The organism is Streptomyces sp. NPDC107575, from assembly GCF_055657265.1.
In genome coordinates this window covers 329586-354842 of sequence record NZ_JBVKBG010000002.1, presented here as the reverse complement: position 1 = coordinate 354842, position 25257 = coordinate 329586, and the positions used below count along the sequence as shown (strand labels likewise).

General features: G+C 72.1%; 25 protein-coding genes. 16 read left to right on the top strand and 9 right to left on the bottom strand.

Features of this window, described 5'->3' with window-relative positions:
- On the bottom strand, nt 1-654 hold the full coding sequence (locus tag ACZ7L4_RS08330) for a DUF4389 domain-containing protein (protein ID WP_472100826.1): 654 nt from the start codon (nt 652-654) through the stop codon (nt 1-3).
- Nucleotides 655-752: 98 nt separating this feature from the next.
- Between ACZ7L4_RS08330 and ACZ7L4_RS08325 the strand changes: the two genes are divergently transcribed.
- Nucleotides 753-1130 carry a VOC family protein gene (locus ACZ7L4_RS08325; protein ID WP_472100824.1) on the top strand — a complete coding sequence of 126 codons (378 nt, stop codon included), beginning with the start codon at nt 753-755 and terminating at the stop codon, nt 1128-1130.
- Here the strand turns inward: ACZ7L4_RS08325 and ACZ7L4_RS08320 are convergent.
- Together ACZ7L4_RS08320 and ACZ7L4_RS08315 are read right to left on the bottom strand one after the other, a co-directional pair.
- A complete protein-coding gene (locus ACZ7L4_RS08320) occupies nt 1123-1827 on the bottom strand; it encodes a helix-turn-helix domain-containing protein (protein ID WP_472100822.1) in 705 nt (234 codons plus the stop codon). The genes ACZ7L4_RS08325 and ACZ7L4_RS08320 overlap by 8 nt on opposite strands.
- The gene (locus ACZ7L4_RS08315) at nt 1824-2756 is read right to left on the bottom strand and encodes an AraC family transcriptional regulator (RefSeq protein ID WP_472100821.1); all 933 of its coding nucleotides are present in this window, start codon (nt 2754-2756) and stop codon (nt 1824-1826) included. The genes ACZ7L4_RS08320 and ACZ7L4_RS08315 overlap by 4 nt, the downstream gene beginning before the upstream one ends.
- Before the next feature lie 90 nt (nt 2757-2846).
- Between ACZ7L4_RS08315 and ACZ7L4_RS08310 the strand changes: the two genes are divergently transcribed.
- Complete coding sequence (locus tag ACZ7L4_RS08310) at nt 2847-3686, top strand: NAD(P)H-binding protein (protein ID WP_472100819.1); 840 nt, start codon at nt 2847-2849, stop codon at nt 3684-3686.
- A gap of 30 nt (nt 3687-3716) precedes the next feature.
- On the opposite strand, the gene ACZ7L4_RS08305 is transcribed toward ACZ7L4_RS08310, so the two are convergent.
- Entirely contained in the window at nt 3717-4874 is a 1158-nt protein-coding gene (locus ACZ7L4_RS08305; RefSeq protein ID WP_472100817.1) for a YihY/virulence factor BrkB family protein, read from the bottom strand.
- A 90-nt stretch (nt 4875-4964) separates the two neighbouring features.
- Here ACZ7L4_RS08305 and ACZ7L4_RS08300 point away from each other — a divergent pair, with 90 nt between their 5' ends.
- Complete coding sequence (locus tag ACZ7L4_RS08300; protein WP_472100816.1) at nt 4965-6599, top strand: acyl-CoA dehydrogenase family protein; 1635 nt, start codon at nt 4965-4967, stop codon at nt 6597-6599.
- Between the two features lie 250 nt (nt 6600-6849).
- Nucleotides 6850-8136 (top strand): GAF domain-containing protein, encoded by a 1287-nt coding sequence (locus ACZ7L4_RS08295; RefSeq protein ID WP_472100815.1) that lies wholly within the window; start codon nt 6850-6852, stop codon nt 8134-8136.
- Between the two features lie 56 nt (nt 8137-8192).
- On the opposite strand, the gene ACZ7L4_RS08290 is transcribed toward ACZ7L4_RS08295, so the two are convergent.
- The 4 genes from ACZ7L4_RS08290 to ACZ7L4_RS08275 are packed head-to-tail and all read right to left on the bottom strand — an operon-like array spanning nt 8193 to nt 12008.
- Nucleotides 8193-8918: a triose-phosphate isomerase gene (locus tag ACZ7L4_RS08290; protein ID WP_472100814.1), complete on the bottom strand. Its 726-nt coding sequence runs from the start codon at nt 8916-8918 to the stop codon at nt 8193-8195.
- Nucleotides 8915-9385: a ribose-5-phosphate isomerase gene (locus ACZ7L4_RS08285; RefSeq protein WP_472100813.1), complete on the bottom strand. Its 471-nt coding sequence runs from the start codon at nt 9383-9385 to the stop codon at nt 8915-8917. The genes ACZ7L4_RS08290 and ACZ7L4_RS08285 overlap by 4 nt, the downstream gene beginning before the upstream one ends.
- On the bottom strand, nt 9382-11061 hold the full coding sequence (locus ACZ7L4_RS08280; protein WP_472100812.1) for a dihydroxyacetone kinase family protein: 1680 nt from the start codon (nt 11059-11061) through the stop codon (nt 9382-9384). The genes ACZ7L4_RS08285 and ACZ7L4_RS08280 overlap by 4 nt, the downstream gene beginning before the upstream one ends.
- A 5-nt stretch (nt 11062-11066) precedes the next feature.
- Nucleotides 11067-12008, bottom strand: coding sequence for a sugar phosphate isomerase/epimerase family protein (locus ACZ7L4_RS08275; protein ID WP_472100811.1), 942 nt, complete (start codon nt 12006-12008; stop codon nt 11067-11069).
- Between the two features lie 137 nt (nt 12009-12145).
- On the opposite strand from ACZ7L4_RS08275, the gene ACZ7L4_RS08270 reads away from it, so the two are divergent.
- The 8 genes from ACZ7L4_RS08270 (at nt 12146) to ACZ7L4_RS08235 (ending at nt 20562) form a co-directional block, all read left to right on the top strand.
- Nucleotides 12146-12868, top strand: coding sequence for a GntR family transcriptional regulator (locus tag ACZ7L4_RS08270; protein WP_472100809.1), 723 nt, complete (start codon nt 12146-12148; stop codon nt 12866-12868).
- A 134-nt stretch (nt 12869-13002) separates the two neighbouring features.
- Nucleotides 13003-13977, top strand: coding sequence for a tripartite tricarboxylate transporter substrate binding protein (locus ACZ7L4_RS08265; RefSeq protein ID WP_472100807.1), 975 nt, complete (start codon nt 13003-13005; stop codon nt 13975-13977).
- Nucleotides 13974-14507 (top strand): tripartite tricarboxylate transporter TctB family protein, encoded by a 534-nt coding sequence (locus ACZ7L4_RS08260; protein ID WP_472100806.1) that lies wholly within the window; start codon nt 13974-13976, stop codon nt 14505-14507. Before ACZ7L4_RS08265 ends, ACZ7L4_RS08260 begins: the two co-directional genes overlap by 4 nt.
- A complete protein-coding gene (locus tag ACZ7L4_RS08255; protein WP_472100805.1) occupies nt 14504-16036 on the top strand; it encodes a tripartite tricarboxylate transporter permease in 1533 nt (510 codons plus the stop codon). Before ACZ7L4_RS08260 ends, ACZ7L4_RS08255 begins: the two co-directional genes overlap by 4 nt.
- Entirely contained in the window at nt 16033-17022 is a 990-nt protein-coding gene (locus tag ACZ7L4_RS08250) for a 4-hydroxythreonine-4-phosphate dehydrogenase PdxA (protein ID WP_472100803.1), read from the top strand. Before ACZ7L4_RS08255 ends, ACZ7L4_RS08250 begins: the two co-directional genes overlap by 4 nt.
- A gap of 162 nt (nt 17023-17184) precedes the next feature.
- The gene (locus ACZ7L4_RS08245; RefSeq protein ID WP_472100801.1) at nt 17185-17799 is read left to right on the top strand and encodes a DUF1266 domain-containing protein; all 615 of its coding nucleotides are present in this window, start codon (nt 17185-17187) and stop codon (nt 17797-17799) included.
- Between the two features lie 49 nt (nt 17800-17848).
- Nucleotides 17849-18337: a MarR family winged helix-turn-helix transcriptional regulator gene (locus ACZ7L4_RS08240; protein ID WP_472100800.1), complete on the top strand. Its 489-nt coding sequence runs from the start codon at nt 17849-17851 to the stop codon at nt 18335-18337.
- 134 nt (nt 18338-18471) lie between these two features.
- Nucleotides 18472-20562 carry an MMPL family transporter gene (locus tag ACZ7L4_RS08235; RefSeq protein ID WP_472100799.1) on the top strand — a complete coding sequence of 697 codons (2091 nt, stop codon included), beginning with the start codon at nt 18472-18474 and terminating at the stop codon, nt 20560-20562.
- Nucleotides 20563-20586: 24 nt separating this feature from the next.
- On the opposite strand, the gene ACZ7L4_RS08230 is transcribed toward ACZ7L4_RS08235, so the two are convergent.
- Nucleotides 20587-21618: a M4 family metallopeptidase gene (locus tag ACZ7L4_RS08230; protein WP_472100798.1), complete on the bottom strand. Its 1032-nt coding sequence runs from the start codon at nt 21616-21618 to the stop codon at nt 20587-20589.
- A 124-nt stretch (nt 21619-21742) separates the two neighbouring features.
- On the opposite strand from ACZ7L4_RS08230, the gene ACZ7L4_RS08225 reads away from it, so the two are divergent.
- The 4 genes from ACZ7L4_RS08225 (at nt 21743) to ACZ7L4_RS08210 (ending at nt 25243) form a co-directional block, all read left to right on the top strand.
- A complete protein-coding gene (locus ACZ7L4_RS08225) occupies nt 21743-22330 on the top strand; it encodes a GNAT family N-acetyltransferase (RefSeq protein ID WP_472100797.1) in 588 nt (195 codons plus the stop codon).
- A gap of 332 nt (nt 22331-22662) precedes the next feature.
- Nucleotides 22663-24360 (top strand): nitrite/sulfite reductase, encoded by a 1698-nt coding sequence (locus ACZ7L4_RS08220; protein WP_472100795.1) that lies wholly within the window; start codon nt 22663-22665, stop codon nt 24358-24360.
- Nucleotides 24357-24536: a hypothetical protein gene (locus ACZ7L4_RS08215; protein ID WP_326017139.1), complete on the top strand. Its 180-nt coding sequence runs from the start codon at nt 24357-24359 to the stop codon at nt 24534-24536. Before ACZ7L4_RS08220 ends, ACZ7L4_RS08215 begins: the two co-directional genes overlap by 4 nt.
- A complete protein-coding gene (locus ACZ7L4_RS08210; protein WP_472100793.1) occupies nt 24533-25243 on the top strand; it encodes a phosphoadenylyl-sulfate reductase in 711 nt (236 codons plus the stop codon). Before ACZ7L4_RS08215 ends, ACZ7L4_RS08210 begins: the two co-directional genes overlap by 4 nt.
- The last annotated feature ends 14 nt before the right edge of the window (nt 25244-25257 follow it).

Here is a 25257-nt window from a genome sequence, read left to right as displayed (position 1 = left end):
CTAGTGGGGTTCACGCTCGCCCTGGTCGAGGCGGAAGGGCGGGTACGTGTCCGTCATCAGTCCCCCGTACGCCGCCACGCGCGCCGCCCAGCGGTGCAGGCCGATGTTGAGGTCGTACATGCCGCGCGGGTACGTACCGGTGAACAGGACGGCGACGGCCGCGTAGAAGGTGAGCAGGCCCGCGACACCGCCCGCCGTGCTGGAGCCGCCGACGAGCAGCGAGACGATCAGCCACTGGGGCAGCACGAGCAGCCACCACTTGACCAGGACCAGGCCGCGCGAGAGCTGCTCGGGGTAGGCGACGTCGAGGCGGGCCGGGTAGTCGGGGGCCGGGCCGAGCGTGAACGGCGGGTAGCGGTCGGTGCCGAGGGCGCCGTACGAGTAGTAGCCGACGCGCCAGGTCCAGCGCATCACCCCGACGTTGAAGTCGAAGAGGAGGCGCGGGTAGCGGGTCGTGAACAGGATCGCGAACAGCGCGACAAGGGTGACGAGGGCGGAGCCCACGAAGAGGAACGCCAGGACGAGGTAGTGCGGCAGCGCGAGCAGCCACTTCACCAGCCACAGCCACCGGGAGACGGCCGGGTCGTAATCGGCTTCCAGGGTGACCGGGCTCGCGGGCCGCGCGGTCGCTACGAGAGTCTCGTTATAGGCCATATGCCTCGTGTACGGCGGTTTCGGGGCGTGCACAAGGAGACGCGCGGTGTCCGTTTCGTACAAGACGGGTCACGGTCGCGCTTCCTACGGTGGGACCCATGAACGAGATCAGTATCCGTATGGACGCCATCGGCGTCGCCACCACCGACCTGTCCGCCTCGCTGGCCTTCTACCGCCGCCTCGGCCTCACGTTCCCCGATGGCGCCGAGCAACTCCCGCATGTGGAGGCCGAGTTGGCGGGCGGCATCCGGCTGATGTTCGACCCGGTCCCGGCCGCCGAGGAGCACGGCCGGGGCCGGATCGCGCTCGCTTTCCACTGCGGGGACGCCGGGGGCGTCGACGCCGCGTACGAGGAGCTGACCGGGGCGGGGCACCGCGGCGAGGCCAAGCCGTGGGACGCGCCGTGGGGGCAGCGGTACGCCGTCGTGCTGGACCCGGACGGGAACCAGGTGGACCTGTTCGCGCCGCTCACCTGAGGAGCAGCCGCCCCAGCGTCGTACCGGTCAACTCCCTTACGTCGCGCGCGAGATGGGCCTGGTCCGCATAGCCGGACCGGGCCGCCGCCTCGGCGAACGGGACGTCGGCGCGGGCCAGCGCCAGGGCCCGTTGCAGCCGCAGGACGCGGGCGAGGGTCTTGGGCCCGTAGCCGAACGCGGCCAGTGAGCGGCGGTGCAGGGTGCGGGCGCCGAGGCCCGTCTCGTCGGCGACCTGCGTGACGGTGCGGCCCGCGTCGAGCGCCCGCGCCACGTGGGTGAGCAGCGGGTCGGGCGGGCCCGCGGTGTCGGCGAGGCGGGCGGCCAGCGCCTCCAGTTCGGCCGCCGGGTCGGCGGCCGCGTCCAGGCGCTCGGTCAGCCGCCGGGCGTCGGCGCCGCGCCACAGGTCCGCCAACTCGGCCCGGGTGTCGCGCAGTTCGTGTGCCGGTACGCCGAGGTAGCCGGGCGCCGTGCCGGGGGCGAAGCGGATGCCCGCGAAGCGGCGTCCCTCGCCGGGGCCCGTGGGGTGGGCGCGGGTGTCGGGTCCCGCGACGAAGAGCCGGCCCTCGCTCCAGATCAGGTCCATGCAGCCGTCGGGCAGGACCGGGGATGCCGCTCCCCCGCCGCGCGCCACCGTCCGGGTCCACACGGTCGCCCCGGGCACCCGCGCGGCCGCCCGCTCCTCGTAGCTCCCGGTCATGTCCGGTACTCCTGCGGGCTCACCCCGTACTCCCGCTTGAACGCGGTGGACAGGGCGAACGCGCTGCCGTAGCCGACACGCCGGGCGATCGCCGCGACGGTCGCCTCGCCCTCCCTCAACAGGTCCGCGGCGAGCGCGAGGCGCCAGCCGGTCAGGTACGTCATCGGGGGCTCGCCCACGAGTTCCGTGAAGCGGCGGGCGAGCGCGGCCCGCGAGACCCCCGACCGCTCGGCGAGCTCGACGACCGTCCAGGGGTGGGCCGGCTCGTCCTGGACGAGGCGCAGCGCGCGGCCCACGACCGGGTCGCCCATCGCCCGGTACCAGGCGGGCGCGTCGGCCTCGGGGCGGGAGAACCAGGCGCGCAGTGAGGTGATCAGCAGCAGGTCGAGGAGGCGGTCGAGGACGACGTCCTGGCCGGGCTCGTCCTTCACGATCTCCTCGGCGAGCAGCGGGGTGAGCGGGCAGCGCCACACCTCGGTGGGCAGCACGAGCAGCGCGGGCAGCGCGTCGAGAAGGCGCGACGTCAGCTCGCCGCGCAGCTGGTACGTGCCGATGAGCATCTTCGCCGGGGCGTCCGGGGACTCGCCCCACTCCCGTACGCCGAGGTCCTTGTAGCGGCCGATGTGCGCGGGGCCCAGCGGGCGGCACACCTGGCCGGGGCCGATCTCGGCGCGGGGTTCGGTGGCCGGGTCGTCGCAGCAGACGTACGGGTCGGGGCCGCGGGCGATGGCGATGTCGCCGGGGCGGATGTGCCGGGGCTTGCCGTCCTCGCCGTCCGGCAGGATCCACGCCTCGCCCTCGACCATGATCATCACGGAGAGCGGTGCCTCGTCGGCGATCCGCACGGCCCACGGCGGCTCGAAGCAGGCCCGGATCATGAAGGCCCCGCGCGCCCTCGGCCCTTCGAGAAGCCCTGCGAGTACGTCCATGGGGGCAGCGTAGAGGCAGCTGGACGGACGCGTATGGCGGTGAGCGGCTCGGCGATGTCGGCCGGTGGCGCGCGGCGGTTGAGTGGAGGCATGACACAGACGGAGCGGAACACACGGACGGTACTGGTGACCGGGGCGACCGGTCGTACGGGGCGCAGGGTCGCCGACGCGGCCCGGGCCGCCGGGCTGAGCGTGCGGGCGGCCTCCCGGTCGGGCGCGGTGCGGTTCGACTGGGAGGAGCCCGGGACCTGGGACGAGGCGCTGCGCGGCGCCGACGGGGCGTATCTGGCCTTCCCCACGGACATCGGGGCGCCGGACGCCGCGGCCCTGGTGGGTGCGCTGGCGCGGCGGGCGGTGGAGCTCGGGGTGCGGCGGCTCGTGCTGCTGTCGGCGCGCGGCGAGGACCAGGCGCTGCCGGCCGAGCGGGCGCTGCGGGAGTCGGGGGCGGAGTGGACCGTGCTGCGGTGCGCCTGGTTCCAGCAGAACCTCAGCGAGGGCCCGCTCGCGGACCAGGTGCGCGGCGGGGAACTGGCGTTCGCGGCGCCGCAGGACCTGCGCGAGCCGTTCATCGACGCGGCGGACATCGCGGAGGTCGCGGTGGCGGTGCTTGCCGAGGCGTCGGGGCGGTACGCGGGCGAGGTCCTGGATCTGACCGGGCCCGAGCTGCTGACGTGGGGCGAGGCGGTCGCGGCCGTGGCTGCGGCGACCGGGACCGAGAAACGGTATGTGCCGTTGCCCGACTACGGGGCGACACTGCGCGGGTTCGGGGTGCCGGAGGAGGAAGTGGCGTTCCTGGTGGAGCTGTTCGCGACGCTGCTCGACGGGCGGAACGCCTCGCTCACCGGTGACGTCGAGCGGGTCCTCGGCCGCGGGCCGCGCACAGTCGCGGAGTTCGCGGAGCGGGAGGCCGCGGCCGGCGCCTGGAAGTAGCCGGCCGGCCGGGGTCCAGCCGGGCCCCGGTCACTCCTCCTCGTCCGCCGACCCGTCGCCGTTCTTGCGGACGTGCGTGCGCAGGCGGGACGTGACGTCCTCCGGGGGCAGGAACTTCGACCAGCGTTCCGGGAACTCGGACGGCATGCCCGGGTCGTCGCCGTCCTCCAGGTCCTCGTCGTCGTCCGGGAGGTCGAGGGCGGCCGCCCGCGCCACCTGCTCGGCGGCGGCCGCCGTGCGCAGCCGCTCGTTCGCGGCGCGCGCCGCGGCCGTCGCGACCGAGGGCCACACCCGGTCGATCGCCGCGTTCACCGCGGCGCCGACGAGCACCGCGAACGCCGAGACGCCGATCCACAGCAGCACGGCGACCGGCGCGGCGAGGGAGCCGTAGATGGTCGGCCCCTCGATGGTGTTGGTGAGGTAGAGGCGCAGCAGGAAGCTGCCGGGGATCCACATCGCGAGCGACACGAGAGCGCCCGGCACGTCCTCGATCCACGGCGAGCGCACCGGCACGGACACGTGGTACAGCGTCGTCAGGAACGCGATGGACAGGACGAGCACCACGGGCCAGTAGAAGATCTGGACGAGCGACTGCGACCAGGGCACCAGGCCGATCACCGCGTCCGGGCCCGCGATCATCAGCGGCAGCGCTATCGCGCCGACGACAAGACCCACCAGGAAGAGCAGAAAGGCGAGCAGTCGCGTCTTCACGATGCCGCGCACGCCGTCGAGTCCGTACATCACGGTCACCGTGTCCACGAACGTCGACACCGCGCGCGAGCCCGACCAGAGCGAGAGCAGGAAGCCGATGGAGATGACGTCGGGCCTGCCGCCCTTGATGACGTCGTCCAGGATCGGTTCCGCGATCTCCTTGACGCCCTGGTCGGTGAGGACCGTGCGGGAGGCCTCCAGGATGTTGTCGCGGACGCCGGCGATGGTGTCGGCGCCGGTCCAGGTGTCGACGTACGCGAGCAGTCCCACCAGGGAGAGCAGCAGCGGCGGGACCGACAGGAGCGTGAAGAACGCCGCCTCGGCCGCGAGGCCCAGGATGCGGTACTCCATGCACGAGTTGACGGTGTCCTTCAGGAGCAGCCAGGCCGTCTTCCGTTTCGAGACGTTGTGATAGAGGACACGCGCCCGGTGAAGACGTCCGGACGGCGGTTCGGGGGATTCACTTGCTGGCTGCACGCCTCAACGGTATCCGTCGCGAGGGACGGCGTCCGACGTCAGGCCCGCCCTGTGGTGGGGTTTGCGGTGGCGCGGGTAGGTTCGACAGACATGGCAGGCAGCACGCATACCGTGACCAACCAGGTCCCTCCGCTCGTCGGGTACGACGTCTTCTCCGCCGACGCGGCCCTGACGCAGGGTCTGAAGCGGCATCTGGACCCGGCACTTCTGGACGAGACCCTCGCGGACCTCACACTTCTCGGTCGCACCGCCGGCTCCGCGCAGGCCCAGGAGTGGGGCAGGCTCGCGAACGAGAATCCGCCGCGCCTTCGCACCCACGACCGCTACGGCCACCGGATCGACGAGGTGGAGTTCCATCCGGCCTGGCACCGGCTGCTCGGCAAGGGCGTGTCGGCGGGGCTCACGTCGGCGTGGACCCGGCCGGGCGGCCATCTGCGGCGCGCCGCGGCGTTCCTGGTGTGGTCGCAGGTGGAGGCGGGACATCTGTGCCCGCTGTCGATGACGCACGCGGCGGTGCCCGCACTGCGCGCGGAGCCGGAACTCGCCGCCGTGTGGGAGCCCCTCCTCACCTCCATGATCTACGACTCCGGGATGCGTCCCGCCGCGCACAAGGCCGGGGCGCTCTTCGGCATGGCGATGACGGAGAAGCAGGGCGGCAGCGACGTACGGGCCAATACGACGCGGGCCGTACCGCTGTCCGAGGCGGGGACGTACGCGCTCACCGGACACAAGTGGTTCTGCAGCGCGCCGATGTCGGACGGTTTCCTGGTCCTCGCGCGGACCAGCGCCGGACCCACCTGTTTTCTCGTGCCGCGCGTCCTGGAGGACGGCACGCGCAACGTGTTCGCCCTCCAGCGTCTGAAGGACAAGCTGGGCAACCGGTCGAACGCGTCGGCCGAGGTCGAGTTCGACGGGACGTGGGCGCGCCGGGTCGGCGAGGAGGGCCGCGGGGTGCGCACCATCATCGAGATGGTGGCGGCGACCCGGCTCGACTGCGTGCTCGGGTCAGCGGCCCTGATGCGGCAGGCGGTGGCGCAGGCGACCCACCACTGCGCGTACCGCGAGGCGTTCGGCGCGAAGCTGATCGACCAGCCGCTGATGAGCAACGTACTGGCGGACCTGGCCCTGGAGTCGGAGGCCGCGACGACGCTCGCGCTGCGGCTCGCCGCCGCGTACGACGACGGGAGCGAGCAGGAGCGGGCCTTCCTGCGGATCGCGGTGCCGGCGGCCAAGTACTGGGTGACGAAGCGCTGTACGCCGCTGGTGGCGGAGGCCCTCGAATGCCTCGGCGGCAACGGGTACGTGGAGGAGTCCGGGATGCCGCGGCTGCTGCGCGAGTCGCCGCTGAACTCGATCTGGGAGGGCGCGGGGAACGTACAGGCCCTGGACGTCCTGCGGGCGTTGCAGCGGGAGCCGCAGGCACTCAACGCGTTCCTGATCGAGGTCGGCAGGGCACGCGGCGCCGATCACCGGCTCGACGCGGCGGTGAAGGACCTGCTGACCGAACTCGGCGACCTGGACGGCATCGAGGCGCGGGCGCGGCGGCTCGCGGAGCGGATCGCACTGGTGCTCCAGGGTTCGCTGCTGGTGAGGTACGGGCCCGACGACGTGGCGGACGCGTTCTGCGCGGCGCGGTTCGGGGGCGACCGGGGCGCGGGGTTCGGGACGCTGCCGCACACACTGGACCTGGCGGCGCTGGCGGAGCGGGCGCGGCCACGGATCTGAGTGCCCGGACACCGGCCCGGGTCCGGATACTGACGCGGGGATGGTGCTGCGCCGACACGGCACCATCCCCGCTCATCAGGCCCCTAGAGGAGCTCGAACGCCGTCGCGACGGCGTTGCATCCAGTCTCAAACGCCGCACGCGTGTTCACCAGGGTTGCAGGGGGTTGCAACGTTCCTCGGGAACACCCACCCTTGCCGGGGCTCTCAGGTGCAGGATGGGCACAACTCCCCACAACCGAGGATCCTCCGCATGAACAAGGACTCGACGATCGACCTCACGCGGTTGTCCGCCATGGACGTGGCCCACTCGTCCCGGCTGCTGAAGGGGGTGCGCGAGGCCACGCTCTCGGGGTTGCGGCCGAGGGTGCGACCGCGACCGGTGATCGGCGACTCCTGGCGGCGGATGCTGCGGGACGGCGTCGACCCGGACCACGACGTCCGGGCGGGTCTGCTCACCGCGGAGGAGCTGGAGGAGAAGCGGCAGGCCTCACCGCTCCTCCCGCTCCTCCCGATGCTGCGCGAGGCGCTGGTGACGGTGGCCGACGCGGCGCAGCACATCATGGTGATCAGCGACGCCGAGGGCCGGATCCTGTGGCGCGAGGGACATCCCGGCGTGCTGCGCATGGCCGACCGGCTCGGCTTCGAACTCGGCGCGCACTGGGCGGAGGACGTCGTCGGGACGAACGGGATCGGCACGCCGCTGGTGACCCGCCGCCCCGAGCAGGTGTTCTCCGCCGAGCACTTCGTGCAGTCGCAGCACCCGTGGATCTGCACGGGCGCCCCGGTGACGGATCCGCGCGACGGGCGGCTGCTCGGGGTCGTCGACATCAGCGGACCCGTGGACACGATGCACCCGGCGACGCTGTCGTGGGTGCACTCGGTGGCGCAGCTCGCCGAGGCCCGGCTGCGCGAACAGTTGCAGGGCGGCCTTGAGCGGCTGCGTTCGGTCGCCGCGCCGGTCCTCGCGCGGATGAGCGGGCGGGCGCTGGCGGTCGACGAGTTCGGCTGGGCGGCGGCGGTCACCGGGATGCCGCCGGTGGACCGGGTGGCGTTGCCCAGGTCCCTCGCGGAGGGCTGCTGCTGGGTGCCGGCGCTCGGGGCGTGTCGGGTGACGCCGCTGCCGGGCGGCTGGCTCCTGCTGGTGGACGAGGAGCCGCGCCCGCTCGACGCGACCCGAATAGCCCTCGACGTGAGCCGCCCGCGCCGCTGGTCCCTGGAGGTGTCCGGGGCGGCGGCCACCTGGACCCACGAACTGAGCCCGCGGCACGCCGAGTTGCTGTACGTCCTGGCGCTGCACCCGGCGGGCCGCAGCGCGTCTGAGCTGGCCGACGACCTGTTCGGCGACCGGGCCCGCACGGTGACGGTGCGCGCCGAGATGTCCCGCGTCCGCCGCTACCTCGGCGCCCTCCTCGCGCACCGCCCCTACCGCTTCGCGGACGACGCGGAGGTGGCGGTGCTGCTGCCGGAGGACCCGCGGGACCTGCTTCCGCACTCGGTGGCGCCCGCGGTGGCGACGGCGCGGGAGGCCGGGGAGTGACGTGCGCTTCCGCGGCGGACTGTGACGGCTGAGGACGCCGGAAGCGTCATCAGGCGTCACAGTCCCAACGCAACCAACTTCAGATACGCATCCACATCCCACGCGGCCCGCCCCACGAACAGCCCCTGCACCCCCGGAAGCTCGAGCAACCACGGCGCGTTCCCCAGGTCGACCGAGCCCCCGTACAGCACGGCGCGCACCGGGAGTTCGGCGAGGGCCGCGAGCGCGGGGGCGATCTCCTCGGGGCGCGGAGGCCTGCCGTCGGCGCCGATCGCCCAGACCGGTTCGTAGGCGAGCAGCACCGCGCCCGGGTCCGACTGGCCTTCGAGCGCCGCCTCGGCCTGCGCGCGTACGACGTCGGCGCCGCGCCCCGCGTCCCTGGCAGCGGCGGACTCGCCGACGCAGACCAGCGGGGTGAGGCCGTGCCGCAGGGCCGCCGCCGTCTTGAGGCGGACCGTGTCGTCGGTCTCGGCGAAGTGGGCGCGCCGCTCCGAGTGCCCGATCTCGACGAGCCTGGCGCCCGCGTCGGCGGCCTGCGGCACCGAGATCTCGCCGGTCCAGGCGCCCTCGTCCTCCCAGTGGGCGTTCTGTACGCCGGTCAGGACGGGCGAGCCGGGGCCGAGCGTGTCGGCGACGACGGAGACGGCGGTCGCCGAGGGGATCAGGAAGGGCCGCACGCCGTCGATGCCGTCGCCGACCGCGGCCCGCACGCGCGCCGCGTAAGCCGCGGCCTCGGAACGGGTCTTGGTCATCTTGAAGCTGGTCCCGATCCAGCGGCTCACGCGCTGTCCTCCTGCTCGTACGTGGTGATGGCGGCGACCTTCGCGGCCGAGGCGGAGTGCGGGTCGAAAGTGTAGGTGAGCCATTCGCGGGCGAGGCGGCGGGCGAGTTCCAGGCCGATGACGCGCTGGCCGAGGCAGAGGACCTGGGCGTCGTTGGAGAGCACGGCGCGTTCCACGGAGAAGGAGTCGTGGGCGGTGACGGCGCGGATGCCGGGGACCTTGTTCGCGGCGATGGCGACGCCGAGTCCGGTGCCGCACACGAGCAGGGCGCGGTCGGCGCGGCCCTCGGCGACGAGCCGCGCGGCGTCGACGGCGACGTGTGGGTAGGCGGTGTCCTCGCCGCCGGGCGTGATGCCCGCGTCGATGACCTCGCGGACGGCGGGGCTGTCCTTCAAGTCGGCCTTGAGGGCTTCCTTGTAGTCGAGGCCCGCGCTGTCGCAGCCGACGACCACGCGCCACGTGTTCATGCGTCCTCCTGCGGGGTGAGTGCCGTGACGATCAGGGCGAAGGAGACGGCGCCCGGGTCGGGGGTGCCCAGCGTGCGGTCGCCGTGGGTGCGGGCGCGGCCGAGGCGGGCCGGGATGCGGGCGGTCTCCTCGGCGGCGCGGGTCGCGGCGCGCGCCGCTGCCGCCCAGCCGTCGTGCGGGAGGCGGTCGGCGAAGGGGGCGGCGGAGTCGACGAGTGTCTTGTCGCCGGGGCGTGCGCCGCCGATGCGGACGATCGCGTCGACCGACTCCCGTACAGCGCGGACGAGTTGGGCGTACGTCACCGGGTCCCGGTCGCCGGCCACCGTGCCGGCCGCGGTGAGGGCGGCGCCCCAGAGCGCGCCGGAGGTGCCGCCCGCGCCGTCGGACCAGGCCTCGCCCGCCCGGACGAGGAGGGTGCCGGCTCCGGCGCCCGCGGCGAGCGCCCGGTCGGCGGCCTCGCAGGCGGCGTCGGCGCCGCGCCGCATGCCGATGCCGTGGTCGCCGTCGCCGCCCACCGCGTCGAGGGCGCCGAGCCGTTCCTCGTGTGCGGCGACGGTGGTTCGGAGGGTGTGCAGGGCCTCGGCGGCGCGGGCGGCGGAGCGGCGGGATTCGGGGGTGCCGGGGGCCGGGTCCGGTGGGCTCGCGGTGGCGGTGAGGTCGTCGGTGCGGTCGGGGCGCGGGGCGAGGTGGCCGCGCCGGAACGCGGGGGCGAGGGCCGGGGCCCGCCACAACTCCGCGAGTTCGTCGTCGTCTTCGAAGAAAGTGAGGGTGAGGGAGAGGCCCGCCATGTCGAGGCTCGTGACGTGCTCGCCGACCTCGGGGGCGACGGGCTCGATCCCGGCGGCGGCGAGCCGCTCCGCGACCCTTCGGTAGACGACGAACAGCTCCTCGTACTTGGTCGCGCCCAGCCCGTTGAGGAGGACCGCTGCGCGCCGCGCACCGTCGGGCGCCTCCTTCAGTACGCCGTCCAGGAGCCGGTCGGCGATCGTGTCGGCGTCGGCCAACTCGGCCTCGTCCAGGCCGGGTTCGCCGTGGATGCCGAGGCCGAGGGCCATCCGGCCGGGGGCCACGGAGAACAGGGGGCGGGGCGCTCCGGGCAGGGTGCAGCCGTCGAAGGCGTAGCCGAGGGTGCGGGTGGCGGCGTTGGCACGGCGGCCGATCGCCTCGACCTCGTCGATCCCCGAGCCGCGTTCCGCCGCCGCGCACATGATCTTGAAGACGGTCAAGTCGCCCGCTATGCCACGGCGTTGGTCCGGTTCGGGGTGCGAGGCAAGGTCGTCGGTGACGGTGAGGACGCGGGCGTCGACGCCCTCGGCGCGCAGCCGCTGGGCGGCCTGGCCGAAGTGCAGGACGTCGCCCGCGTAGTTGCCGAAGCCGAAGAGGACTCCCCCGCCGTTCTCGGCGGCCCGCGCAACGGACGCGATCTGCCCGGCCGAAGGGGACGCGAAGATCTCGCCGCAGGCCGCGCCGTGCGCGAAGCCCGGCCCGACCCAGCCGGCGAACGCCGGGTAGTGGCCGCTGCCGCCGCCGAGGACGACGGCCACCTGCCCCGGCGGGGTCGCGGAGGCGCGGACGACGCCGCCGTGCACGGGGCGTACGAGGTCGGCGTGCGCGGCGGCGAAGCCGTCGAGGGCCTCGCGGGCGAACCGGCGGGCGTCGTTGATCAGCGGTGGCATCCGGATCACGCCCCGAGGCGGGCGCGCAGGACACGCCGCAGGTAGTCGCGGTTGGCGGCGGAGACGCCCAGGCCGTCGCCGCCGTAGTGCTCGACGCAGATCGGGCCGTCGAAGCCGTGATCGAGGGCCATGGCGAGCGCCTCGCGGTAGTTGATGAGTCCGCCCTCGCAGGGCGCGGGGTGGGTGAAGTAGGCGCCCGTGGCCAGGTCGTGGTCGCGGTAGTAGTTCTTGATGTGCCAGTAGTTGGTGTGCGGGAGCGTCTTGCGCAACATGGACCGCCAGTCCTCGACGGGGCGGTGCAGCCGGACGAGGTTGCCGATGTCGGGGTTGAGGCCGACGTTCGGCAGTCCGATGTCGGTGACGAGGGACACCGCGCTGTCGGCGGTGCCGAGGTAGGTGTCCTCGTACATCTCCAGCGAGAGGCGGATGCCGTGCTCTGCGGCGCGTTCGCCGAGTTCGCGCAGGCGCGTGACCGCGCGCTCCCAGGTGGGGAAGTCGCCAATCGGGTCGGTGGCGCCCGGTTCGTGCCAGAACCACAGGGCTTCCTGCTGGGCCTGCGTCAACTCGCGGTGCAGGCCCACCGATACGACGCCGGTGCCGAGGTCGGCCGCCGCGTCGATCGTGCGCAGGAGGTACGCGAGGTGGGCGCGGGCCGCGCCCTCGTCGGGGTCGATGACGCTGCGGCGGATCGCGGAGATCGCAGTGACGCCGAGGCCCGACTCCTTGAGCGCCCGGGCGAGTTCGCCCCTACGGTCGACGTCGAGGTCGCCGGGGCGCACCCAGCTGTCGGTGAGGTCGACGTGGTCGAAGCCCTCGCCCGCCACCTCGTCGAACACCGAACTCCACTGCTCGGTGGGGGCGTTGTGGGCGTCGGGGAACTGGAGCAGGGCGGCCCCGATGGGCCAGTCACGGGCGGTGGGTGCGGACTTGGTGGTGCTGCGGGGCATGGGCGACTCCCTCGTCGGCCGGGCGATCCACGCTGAGAACTCACGCTGGCAATCCCTGATGAATCGTAGACCCTATAGGATCTATTCTGTCCCCGACAGACTGTCCGCACCTCCCCTCGGATAACCTGGACGGCGAGATGAGCCCGAAGAGCACCCACCCGCAGAGCCCCACCTCCCCGCTCGTGGCACGCCGCGCGCTGCGCGACGGGGTCTACGACGCGATCCTGGAGAAGCTGCTCGACGGCTCGACGCCGCCCGGCTCCTCGCTCGGCATCGACTCGCTCGCCCGCGAGCTGGGCGTCTCGCCGACCCCGGTCCGCGAGGCCCTCGTTCAGATGGAGCACACGGGCCTGGTCAACCGGGTCGCGCTCAAGGGCTACAAGGTGGCGCCGCCGCTCTCCCCCGAGCAGGTCACCGAACTCTTCGACGCCCGCATCATGTTGGAGCTGGGAGCGGTGGAGCGGGCCGTCGCGCACACCGAGGACCTGGTGCCGGAGCTGCGGGCCGCTCACGCCCGGCACGTGCTGGCCGCGCACCGCGTGCGCAAGCTGCGCGGCGGCGACGCGACCGCGACGGACAACTCCGACCTGCGCGAGTACTTCGCCGCCGACTGGGCCTTCCACCTGCTGATCATCCAGGCCGCGCAGAACCGGTTCATGGCACAGATGGCCGAGTCCCTGAGCGCTCACGTGCACCGGATGCGGCAGACCGTCGACCACGGCACCTTTGACATCGACCAGGCCATCGCCGAACACACCGCGATCCTGGCCGCGTTCGAGTCCGGCGACCCGAAGGCGCCGGCCCGCGCGATGCGCACGCACCTGGAGGGCGTCGAGCGGCGCTCGCTCGACGACGCGTAGCGGCAGAGCACATCCGCGGATCAACTTCCGGCCACGTGGCGGCAATTCACGCACGCCTCTTGTCACGGCTCCTTCGGCGCACCTACGGTCACGGCCATATCCCATAGGATCTCGGATCCGCAGGAAGGTCGACGATGACGTCACCACTGCGTGCGGCGCGCCGGCTCGCCGGAGCCACGGCACTGGTCACCGCACTCACCTCGTGCACCTTGCTCAACGCCACCCCCGAGGTGCCGAAGGACTGGCACCCGCGCGGTTCGGTCTCCGCCCTCGTCGCGTTCGCGCCCGGCGGCGGCAGCGACCGCTCGGCGCGCGTCATGGCCCAGGGGCTCAACGAGCTCGACGGCGGCTACCACGTCAACGTCGAGAACAAGGAAGGCGGTTCGGGCGCCGTCGGCTGGGCCGGCTTCCTCGCGGAGGAGGGGAACGGCAACGCGCTGCTCGTCGCGGAGGGCGCCCTCAACACGCTCCCGCTCGTCTACGACGTGCCGTTCACGTACAAGTCGTTCACGCCGCTGATGATGTTCGCGGAGGACTCCCGGATCGTCGTGGCGCGCAAGGACTCCCCGTACAAGACCTGCCCGGACGTGGTGAAGGCCGCGCGCGAGAAGCGTGTCGTCACCGGGTCGAGCGGCAAGACCGGCGCGGACGCGCTGGTGATCGGCAAGTTCAAGAAGCAGGGCGGGAAGTTCGGGGTCGTGCCCTACGGCTCGACCGGCGAGGTGCTCACCGGGCTGCTCGGCAAACAGATCGACATCGCGCCCTCCAGTGCGTCGTCGGCCAAGCCGTATCTGCAGAGCGGTGACATGAAGGCGCTGTGCACCATGACCGCGAAGCGTTACGACGACCCGGTGCTCGGCAAGGTACCGACCGCCAAGGAGCAGGGTCTGGACGCCGAAGTCACGCTGTGGCGCGGGGTGTTCGCGCCCGCCGGGATCGACGACGTACAGCGCAGGTACTGGATCAGGTCGCTGGAGCGCGCCATGAAGTCGAAGGCGTACCGCGAGTACCTGAAGGCCGACATGCTCACGCCCGCGCAGCGCAGCGGCCCGGAGTTCGCCGCGTACCTCAAGCGGTACGACGCCCAGGTGAAGGAGGACCTCACGTGACCACCCCGACCCCTTCGCGGGCGCGCCGCCCGGTGCTCCTCGCGTACGGCGCCCTGACCGCGCTCGGCGCCCTGTTCTTCGCTGGCTCCTTCGCCTACCCGTGGACCCAGCCGGAGGACGGCACCATCGGCGCCGGCGTGATGCCGCGCACGGCGGGCCTGCTGCTCGCTGCGCTCGGACTGCTGCTGATCCGTCAGGAACTGCGTACGGGTTCGGTGTTGGAGGGCGACGGGCACGTCGAGGAGGCCGCCGAGGTCGACGCCGAGGAGGCGCACCGGGTCCGCACGAAGCTGATCGTGGTCGTCGTGACGATGGTGGTCACCGCGCTGCTCGTGCCGTTCCTCGGGCTGCTGCCCGCGCTGACGCTGATGACGCTGTTCCTCACGGCGGTCGTGGAGAGGCAGCCGCTCGCGCGCAGCGTGCTCGTGGCCGTGCTCGTGTTCGCGGTCTCCTACCTGCTGTTCATCACGGTCCTCAGCATTCCGCTGCCGTTCGGTCTCTTCGACCCCGCCGTCTGGAGCCAGCTGTGATCGACCATCTCGTCACCGGATTCGGTGCCGCGCTCAGCCCTGAGAACGTGCTGTGGTGCTTCGTCGGTGTGCTGCTCGGCACCGTGATCGGGATTCTGCCGGGGCTCGGCTCGGCGACGGGTGTCGCCATCCTCATCCCCGTCACGCTCACCTTCTCGCCGCTCACCGCGCTGATCATGCTGGCGGGGATCTACCACGGCGCCCAGTTCGGGGCGACGATCACCGCGATCCTCATCGCCACACCGGGCGAGGCCTCGTCGGTGGTCAGCACCCTCGACGGCTATCGCATGGCACGGGCCGGGAGAGCCGGGCCCGCGCTCGCGATCTCGGCGCTCGGCGCGTTCGTCTCGGCGATGGTGTCGCTGGTCGCGCTGATGGCGGTCGCCCCGTTCTTCGCCAACCTGGCACTCGACTTCGGGCCGCCGGAAATGCTCGCCGTGATGATCCTTGGCCTGTGCACGATCGTCGTCTTCTCCGGCCGCAATCTGCTGCTCGGCATGGCGCTCGGGCTGACCGGCGTGCTCATCGGCTGCGTCGGCGTGGACGGCGGCAGCGGCACGCCCCGCTACACGTTCGGGCAGATCGACCTGTTCGGCGGCATCCCGTTCGTCGAGGTCATGATCGGCCTGTTCGCGATCGGCGAGCTGCTCAACCAGCTGCACATCGGCATGGCCGAGCCGATCCGCGCGCGCTTCCGCGATCTGCTCCTGACGAAGGAGGACCTGAAGCGGGCGGCGGCGCCGACCGCGCGCGGCACGGTTCTCGGCTTCCTCCTCGGCTGTCTGCCGGGCGCGGGCACGACGCTCGCCTCGTTCATGGCGTACGGGGCGGAGAAGCGGTTCTCCCGCAACCGCAAGCAGCTCGGCACGGGCGCCATCGAGGGCGTCGTCGCCCCGGACGCGGCCACGAACTCCGCCTCCAACGCCAACTTCGTGCCGACCCTCGTCCTCGGCGTCCCCGGCGGCGCGACGACGGCCGTGCTCCTCGGTGCGTTCCTCGTCTACGGCATCCAGCCCGGCCCGCTGCTCTTCGAGAACCAGCCGGAGCTGGTGTGGGGCCTGCTGGTCTCCTTCTTCATCGGCAACCTGCTGCTCCTGATCCTCAACCTGCCGCTCGCGCCCGTCTTCGCCCAACTCCTGCGCGTGCGCTACGCGTTCCTGTACCCGCTGATCATCGTGACCTCGCTGATCGGCGCGTACTCCGTGAAGAACAGCATGTTCAGCATCTGGATCGTGCTGTTCTTCGGGCTCGTCGGCTACGCGATGAAGCGGCTCAACTTCCCCGTGGCCCCGCTGGTCCTGGGCCTGGTGATCGGCCCGCTGTTCGAGAAGGCGCTGGTGCAGACGTCGGCGCTCTCGGGCGAGGACTCGCTGCTCATTCTGCACAGCCCCGCCGCTGTGTCGATCCTGCTGCTCGCCGTGGTGCTGGTGGCGGGGCCGCCGGTGACGCGGCGGCTGCGCCGCGCCCGCACCGTCCCCGAGGCCGCCGCGCCGGCCGCCGAAACCAAGACTCCGGAGAAGACCTCATGAGTACGCATCCTGTCGAACGGTCCCGTGAACTGCCGCGTGTAGCCGTCACGTTCGGCGATCCCGCCGGGATCGGGCCCGAGCTCGTGGCCCGGCTCCTCGCCGACCCCAAGACCCGCGAGTCGGCCGATCTGGTCCTGCTCGCCGACGAGGAGGAGCTGCGCTCGGCCGGCGAGGACGCGGGCGTGGACCTGGGCTGGGCACGGGAGTTGCTGCACCCGGCGCCGCCTGCCGCGAAGCGTCCGGAGGGCGGCTTCCAGCGCAAGGCGGCGACCGAGGAGGGCGGGCGCTGGGCGCTCGGCCACCTGAGGACCGGGCTCGATCTGGCGCGGGCCGGTGACGTCGACGCGATGCTGTTCGCGCCGCTCAACAAGTCGTCCCTGCATCTGGCCGGGATGACGACGAGCGACGAACTGCGCTGGTTCGAGGAGGTGTTGGGCGTCGACTCCTTCACCTCCGAGCTGAACGTGGTGCCGGGCCTGTGGACCGCGCGCGTCACCTCGCACGTCTCCATCGCGGACGTCGCGGCCGGGATCACGTACGAGCGGGTGACGGCGGCGGGCCGGCTCCTGGACCGGGTGCTGCGCGGCGCGGGTGTCGAGGCGCCGCGCATCGGGGTGTGCGCGCTCAATCCGCACGCGGGCGAGAACGGTCACTTCGGGCGCCACGAACTCGACATCATCACGCCCGCGATCACCGGGCTGCGCGAGGCGGGGCTCGACCTGAGCGGCCCCTTCCCCTCCGACACGATCTTCCTGAAGGCGCGGGCCGGAGAGTTCGACGGGGTGCTCACGATGTACCACGACCAGGGGCAGATCGCGATGAAGCTGATGGGGTTCGACGGGGGTGTGACCATCGCGGGCGGGTTGCCGATTCCGATCTGTACGCCTGCGCATGGCACTGCGTTTGACCTGGTCGGGCGGGGGGCCGCGAACACGGGGTCTGTGCGGAATGCGTTTGAGCTGGCGGTGGCGTTGGCGCGGCGGTGACCTTGTTGCGGGTGACCGTGCCCACGTCGCGGGGCTCTGCCCCGGACCCCGCGCCTCAATCGCCGGCGGGGCTTGAATTGGCCGTACCGGCGTTGCGCACCCGAGAGGGATGATGGGCCGCCCCGGGCAGACGCGATCACGTGTTCGGTACAGTCCGCGCCCATGGGCTTCACACTCATCAAGCCGAGGACACGGCGCATATACCGGACGCCCCTCACGCCGCACCAGCTCTGGATGGTGTCGTTGAGCGCGCCCGTGCGTACGGGCAGGGACGCGTCCCGCGGCACGTTGCATCCGTTCGCCCGGGTCGACGAGGCCAAGGCGCGGCGGCGGCTGGTCGAGCAGTGGGAGACCGGGAACCGGGACGAGTTGATCGGGCGGCTCGGGGCGCTGGCGCGGTCGGGGTTCCGGGAGCAGGTCCGGGCGCGGCTCGGCGTCGAGCCGCTGGCCTGGGACATCGCCCTGTACGCGGACATGGCGCGGTGTGGCTTCGCCGCCGGGCTGCTCACCGAGGCGGACACCTGGAACCTGCTGAAGAACGTGGTGCCGCGGGTGGCGGGCACGTACGAGACGTGGCAGGAGTACGGCGAGCACTACCTCCTCGGCCTCTCGGTCTGGCGGGAGGGCGCCCGGGGCACGCCCTCCGAGGCCCTGCTGCCCGCGCAGGACGTCGCCGACGCGCATGTGAAGTCCCTGCTCGACCCGGCGAACCGCAAGAGCCCGTGGCGTCGGGTACCCCTCGACGTGATCCGACGCCCCGACCTGCGGCCCGAGTAAGCTGGCGCAGCCTCGTACAGGTTCAAGTGGAAGAGAAGTCGTGGTGGGCGTGGGTGGACAGACCGGGGAGACCGACGAAGGGGCCGCGTCCGCGCCATCGGACCTGCGGCGCCTCGCGGTGGAGCTGCGCCGCCTCAACGGGGAGCTGACCCGCGTCGTGCACGGCTTCGCCTCCGGCCAGGACCTGCACCCCACGGACGTACAGGCGCTCGCCGTCGTCCTGGACGCCACGGAGCCCGTCACCCCGAGCGTGCTGCGCCGCCGTCTCGGCCTGACGTCGGGCGCGGTGAGCGCCTGCGTGGACCGGCTCGAACGGGCGGGGCATCTGCGGCGGGTGCGTGAGAGCGCGGACCGGCGGGTCGTGCATCTGCAGTACGTGCCGGGCGCGCAGGCGCGGGCGCGGAAGTACTTCGGGCCGCTCGCGGAGGCGGCCGACCGGGTGCGCGGCGACTTCAGCGCGACGGAGCTGGACGTCGTCGTGAGGTTCCTCGGCTCGCTCAATCAGGAACTCGCCGCGGTGGAGAGCCCCCGCGCATAACCCCCTTCACCCCTGACCGACTGCATCCGCCGGGGCGGGTGCGGCCGAAGGAACGACGTATGCCACCATCCAGTTAACTCAATCATTGAGATACTTTTTGATTGAGCTTTCCGGCCGCCTTCCTTGGGAGAACCATGCCCCGCACCCACCGACGCGCCCGCTGGCTCGTGCCGATCGTCCTGCTCTTCGGCTGGCTCGCCGTCGGCGGCACGCTCGGTCCGTACGCCGGGAAGCTCGGCGAGGTCGCCACCAACGACCAGGCCGCCTTTCTGCCGCAGGGCGCCGAGTCCACCCGCGTGATCGACGCTCAGCGCGCCTTCAGCGAGGACGAGACGCTCCCCGCGGTGGTCGTGTGGACCGCCGACGGAGACGGCGCCATAACCGACGACCAACGGGCCGCCGCCACCCGCGCGTTGAGTTCCTTGAAGGGCGAGCCCGGCGTGGTGGGGCAGGTCTCGCCCGCCCTGCCGTCGAAGGACCGCGAGGCCCTGCAGGGGGTCGTCCAGCTGCGGCCCGACCTGGGGGACGAGCTCGCGCCGACGCTCGAGAGGATCGAGTCCGCGGCGTCGAAGGTGCCGGGCGCGAACGCCGCCATCGCCGGACCCGCGGCCAGCCAGGCCGATCTGTCCGACGCCTTCGCCGGGATCGACGGGCTGCTGCTGTCGGTCGCCCTGCTGGCGGTCCTGGTGATCCTGATCCTGGTCTACCGCAGCGTCCTGCTCCCCTTCGTGATCATCTTCGGCGCGGTGTTCGCGCTCGGCGCCGCCTGCGCCGTCGTCTACGTACTCGCCGACCACGACGTCGTCCGCGTCGACGGACAGGTGCAGGGCATCCTGTCGATCCTGGTCATCGGCGCAGCGACCGACTACGCGCTGCTGCTGACCGCCCGCTACCGCGAGGAACTCGCCTCGGGCGCCGAGCGGTTCACCGCGATGCGGGCCGCACTGCGCCGCTCGACCGGGGCGATCGTGGCCAGCGCCGCGACCGTCGCCCTCGGCCTGCTCGCGCTGCTGCTGAGCGACCTCACGAACAACCGCGCGCTCGGCCCGGTCGGCGCCATCGGCATCGCCTGCGCCGTCCTGAGCACCCTCACGTTCCTGCCCGCCGCCCTGGTGCTGCTCGGCGGCGCCGCGTACTGGCCCGCGAAGGTGCGCGCCGACGACGGGTCCGGGGCCGGGCACGGCCTCTGGCGGCGCGTCGCGCGGGCGGTCGAGCGGGCGCCGCGCAAGATCTGGGCGATCTCCCTCGCCGGGCTGCTGGTGTGCGCCGCGTTCGCGCCCACCCTCACGTCGAAGGGCGTGCCGCTCGACGAGATCTTCGTCAACGACGCCCCCTCGGTCGCCGCGCAGGCCACGCTGGCCGAGCACTTCCCCGGCGGCTCGGGCAACCCGGCCGTGGTGATCGCGGACGCCCGCCACGCGGACGAGGTCGTCGCACGGTCCGAGAAGGCCGACGGCGTCGCGAGCGCGGCGGTCCTGAGCGAGCAGGGCCGTCCCGGCGGCGGCTCGCCCCGTGTCGTGGACGGCAAGGTCCGCGTCGACGTCACGCTGGAGGACCCGGCCGACAGCGACGCCGCCAAGGAGGCGGTCGCCGGTCTGCGCACGAGCCTGCACTCCATCGACGGCGCGGACGCGCTCGTCGGCGGCTACACCGCGCAACAGTACGACACCCAGCAGACCGCCGAGCGCGACCGCATGCTGATCGTGCCGGTGGTCCTCGCGATCATCCTGGTGATCCTCGTCGGGCTGCTGAGGTCCGTGCTGATGCCACTGCTCCTGGTGGCGACGGTGGCCCTCAACTTCGTGGCCACACTGGGCATTTCCTCCCTCGTCTTCCAGCACGTGTTCGGCTTCAGCGGCACCGACGCGTCCGTGCCGCTGTACGGGTTCGTGTTCCTGGTCGCGCTGGGCGTGGACTACAACATCTTCCTGATGTCGAGGGCCCGCGAGGAGTCCCTGGAGCACGGGGCAAGGGACGGGATCCTGCGGGCGCTCGTCGCGACGGGCGGCGTGATCACGTCGGCCGGCGTCGTGCTCGCGGCGACGTTCGCCGCACTCGGCGTGATCCCGCTCGCCTTCCTGGTGCAGATCGCGTTCATCGTGGCCTTCGGCGTCCTCCTGGACACCCTGGTCGTCCGCTCTCTCCTGGTCCCCGCACTCGTCCGGGACATCGGCCCGAAGTCCTGGTGGCCGGGACGCCTCAGCCGCAGCCGCGACGACGGCTGAGACGCCCGACCACGTGCGCAAGGCCTAGACGCCCGGGATCCCCCGGTCGACGAAGGCCTTGCGCACCGCCGTTTCCGCTCCCGATCCGTACATCTGCCGCGCCGTCGCGACCGTCGCCTTCGCCGCCGCCTCGAAGCTCGTGTCGGGGGCGAAGGCGAACTGGGCGTTCACGATGATCCGGTCGGCCGTGCGGGCGCCGAGGGCGCGGCGGATGTCGTACAGGGCGCGCGACCAGATCTCGCCGTCGGCGTGCACCTCCCCGACCCGGTCCGCGTACGTCTTGTCGGTGTCGATGCGGCGCAGGCAGTGCGGCGCCGAGGACGTGTACGAGACGGAGTCCCAGTCCGCGACGCACGCCAGGTCCGTCTTGCGCGGCCAGCCGTACCGGGCGTCGGCCGCCGCGCCGACCTCGACCGCGAGGTAGTCGCCGAACGCCTCGCCGATCGAGCCGGCCTCCAGGGACGTACCGAAGCCGGGGACCTGCGCGTTGTGCACGGCGTGCCCGTACTCGTGGACGACGACCTCGGCGTCCTCCGCGTCGTCGACGCCGCCCTTGCCGAAGCGGATCTCGGCCTTCTTGTCGGTGAAGAAGGAGTTATCGGCGCCCCACTGGTTGATGCGGACGGGCTGGGCGCGGTCATTGGCGCCGCGCAGTTCGGTTCCGAAGCCGAGGGACTGGAGGTACTCCTGCGCCTCGTTGACCCAGAAGTACGCCATCACCTGCTCGAACTGGTCGTCGTGGCGGGTGTAGGTCCCGGCGTCCGCGACCTTGGCGGCAGCGCCGGTCTCGGATCTCACGTAGGCCCACTTTCCGGACAGGCCGCCACTGCCGTCGAGATTGCGCAGCGCGGCGGCGGCGTACTGGGCGCTCGGGACCGCCGTCGCGGAGTCCTTGGCGTCGGTGAGGGACTGGTCGCCCGAGGACTGCACCGGGTTGACCATGAAGACCCTGGCCTGCGCCGATCCTGGCGCGGCGAGGGCGGGTGCGGCGAGCGTGGCGAGGGCGACGGTGAGGGTGGTCGCGGCGAGCGCACCACGGGTCGAGCGACGTGACATCGGTACAACCTCCGGTTGGGCTGGTACGGATGGCGCGGGGGGTGGCGCTGTTGCGCGCTGCGGGATCTTCCCGCATTCCGGGCAGCCTTGGCCATAGCCCGTCGGGCGTGATCCGATGTGCCGCATGAGCAGCAGCAACACCCTCACCGTCACCACGTGGTCGCTGGAGCAGACCGCGCCGTCCGACCTGCGCCCCGCGGTCCCGCCGGAGGGCGACGACGTGCGCGTCGTGCGCTCCGAGGTGCCCTCCCCGGAGTTCAGCCGCTTCCTGTACGCGTCGGTGGGCAGCGACATCCGCTGGCTCGACCGGCTGGGCTGGACCTATGCGCAGTGGCAGGAGCAGCTGTCGCGTCCGGGCGCCGAGACCTGGGTCGCGTACGAGAAGGGCACGCCCGCCGGGTACGTGGAGCTGGACGCGCAGGACGACGGTGTGGTGGAGGTCGTCTACTTCGGCCTGATCCCGGCGTTCCGGGGGCGCCGGATCGGCGGGCACCTGCTGTCGTACGCGGTCGCGCGCGCCTGGGACCTGGCGGAGCGATGGCCCGACCGGGAGCCGACGAAGCGGGTGTGGCTGCACACGTGCAGCAAGGACGGGGAGCACGCGATGGCCAACTACGAGCGGCGCGGCTTCAAGCTGTTCCACACGGCGACCGAAGAGGAGCCGGACCTTCCGACCGCGGGCCCGTGGCCGGGGGCCCTTCCCGCCGCCTGAGCCCGCCCCGCCTGCCCGTTGAGCAACTCCCCACCGCTGTGACCGGCGCCACTTTCGTCCACGATCCGAGACGATCTCGTCCAGATTGCGGACGATGGTGGACCGGGCCCAAAGTCCCGTGACACGCTTTCGTCATGTCTACAGCTGGAACCGCCTTGGTGAGTCGACGCCACGTCGACTTCGGCCGCATGTCCAGCGCCATCTGTCCGGCGCGCTGATCTCTCCAGCACCGCCGATCTCTCGTTACACCTGATCCCCTGCGCACCGCCGCGCCCTTGCCGCGAAGTGCGCTGGTCAGAGCCGCCTTAAGCCTGCCTGAAGGACACACATCCATGGCTGCCACCCCGGATACGCCTACCCCCGTCACGCCCCGCCGCAAGGTGAGCCGTCACCGTGGCGAGGGCCAGTGGGCCGTGGGCCACTTCACTCCGCTCAACGGCAACGAGCAGTTCAAGAAGGACGACGACGGTCTCAATGTACGGACACGTATTGAGACGATCTACTCCAAGCGCGGCTTCGACTCCATCGACCCCCAGGACCTGCGCGGACGCATGCGCTGGTGGGGCCTGTACACCCAGCGCAAGCCCGGCATCGACGGCGGCAAGACGGCCGTCCTGGAGCCGGAGGAGCTGGACGACGAGTACTTCATGCTGCGCGTGCGCGTGGACGGCGGCCGGCTGACCGTTCCGCAGCTGCGGGCGATCGGCGAGGTCTCCGAGCAGTACGCGCGGGGCACCGCCGACATCACCGACCGGCAGAACATCCAGCTGCACTGGATCCGCATCGAGGACGTTCCCGCGATCTGGGACAAGCTGGAGGCCGTGGGCCTGTCCACGACCGAGGCCTGCGGCGACTGCCCCCGAGTGATCATCGGCTCCCCGGTGGCCGGCATCGCCGCCGACGAGATCATCGACGGCACGCCCGCCGTGGACGAGATCCACGAGCGGTACATCGGCAGCAAGGAGTTCTCCAACCTGCCGCGCAAGTTCAAGACCGCGATCTCGGGATCCCCTGTCCAGGATGTGGTCCACGAGATCAACGACGTCGCCTTCGTCGGCGTCGAGCACCCCGAGCACGGCCCCGGCTTCGACCTCTGGGTCGGCGGCGGCCTGTCCACCAACCCCAAGCTCGCGCAGCGTCTCGGCGCGTGGGTGCCGCTGGACGAGGTCGCCGACGTGTGGGCCGGCGTGGTCGGCATCTTCCGCGACTACGGCTACCGCCGCCTGCGCAACCGCGCGCGCCTGAAGTTCCTGATGGCCGACTGGGGCGCCGAGAAGTTCCGCGAGGTCCTCGAGAACGAGTACCTGAAGCGGAAGCTCGTCGACGGTCCCGCGCCCCAGGAGCCCGCGCAGAAGTGGCGCGACCACATCGGCGTCCACCAGCAGCAGGACGGCCGCTTCTACGTCGGGTTCGCGCCGCGCGTCGGCCGGGTGGACGGCACCACGCTCACGAAGATCGCCGAACTGGCGGGGGCGCACGGCTCGGACCGGCTGCGCACCACCGTCGAGCAGAAGATGATCATCCTCGACGTCACCGAGGACCAGGTCGACTCGCTCGTCGCCGGTCTTGAGGCGCTCGACTTCCAGGTCAAGCCCTCGCCGTTCCGGCGCGGCACGATGGCCTGCACCGGCATCGAGTTCTGCAAGCTCGCCATCGTCGAGACGAAGCAGCGCGGTTCGCAGCTGATCGACGAGCTGGAGAAGCGGCTCCCGGAGTTCGACGAGCCGCTGACCATCAACCTCAACGGCTGCCCGAACGCCTGCGCCCGTATCCAGGTCGCGGACATCGGTCTCAAGGGGCAGCTCGTCCTCGACGACGAGGGCAACCAGGTCGAGGGCTACCAGGTGCACCTCGGCGGCGCGCTCGGCCTGGAGGCCGGGTTCGGCCGCAAGGTGCGCGGCCTGAAGGTCACGTCGGCCGAACTGCCGGACTACATCGAGCGCGTCCTCAAGAACTACGAGGCCGAGCGCGAGGACGGCGAGCGGTTCGCGACCTGGGCCGCGCGTGCCTCCGCGGAGGCCCTCTCATGAGCGAGCGTGCCGCGCCCTTCTACTGCCCCTACTGCGGTGACGAGGACCTTCGCCCCGGCGAAGAAGGTCACGGCGCCTGGGAATGCGCGGCCTGCAATCGAGCCTTCACGTTGAAGTTCCGCGGGCTGCTCGCCCGCGGGGTTCAGCGCAACGACGGTGGAGGGGAACAGATATGACGACAGCTCAGGCCCCCACGGACACGGATGAGTTGAAGGCGCTCGCCGAGCAGGCCGGGCGCGATCTGGAGGACGCGTCCCCGCTGGAGATCCTCCAGTGGGCGGCGCAGACCTTCGGCAAGAAGTTCTGCGTGACCTCGTCCATGGAGGACGCGGTCGTCGCCCACCTCGCCTCCCGCGCGATGCCCGGCGTGGACGTCGTATTCCTCGACACCGGCTACCACTTCGAGGAGACGATCGGCACCCGGGACGCCGTCGAGGCCGTGATGGACGTCAACGTCATCACGCTCACGCCCCGGCAGACCGTCGCCGAGCAGGACGCCGAGTTCGGCCCGAAGCTGCACGACCGCGACCCCGACCTGTGCTGCGCGATGCGCAAGGTGAAGCCCCTGGAAGAAGGGCTCGCCGGGTACGCCGCGTGGGCCACGGGCCTGCGCCGCGACGAGTCCCCGACCCGCGCCAACACCCCGGTCGTCGGCTGGGACGAGAAGCGGCAGAAGGTCAAGGTCTCGCCGATCGCCCGCTGGACGCAGGACGACGTCGACGCCTACGTCGCCGAGCACGGCGTGCTCACCAACCCGCTCCTGATGGACGGCTACGGCTCCGTGGGCTGCGCCCCGTGCACCCGCCGCCTCCTCGAAGGTGAGGACGCGCGCGCCGGACGGTGGGCGGGACAGGCCAAGACCGAGTGCGGACTGCACGGCTGACCGGGCCTGAACTC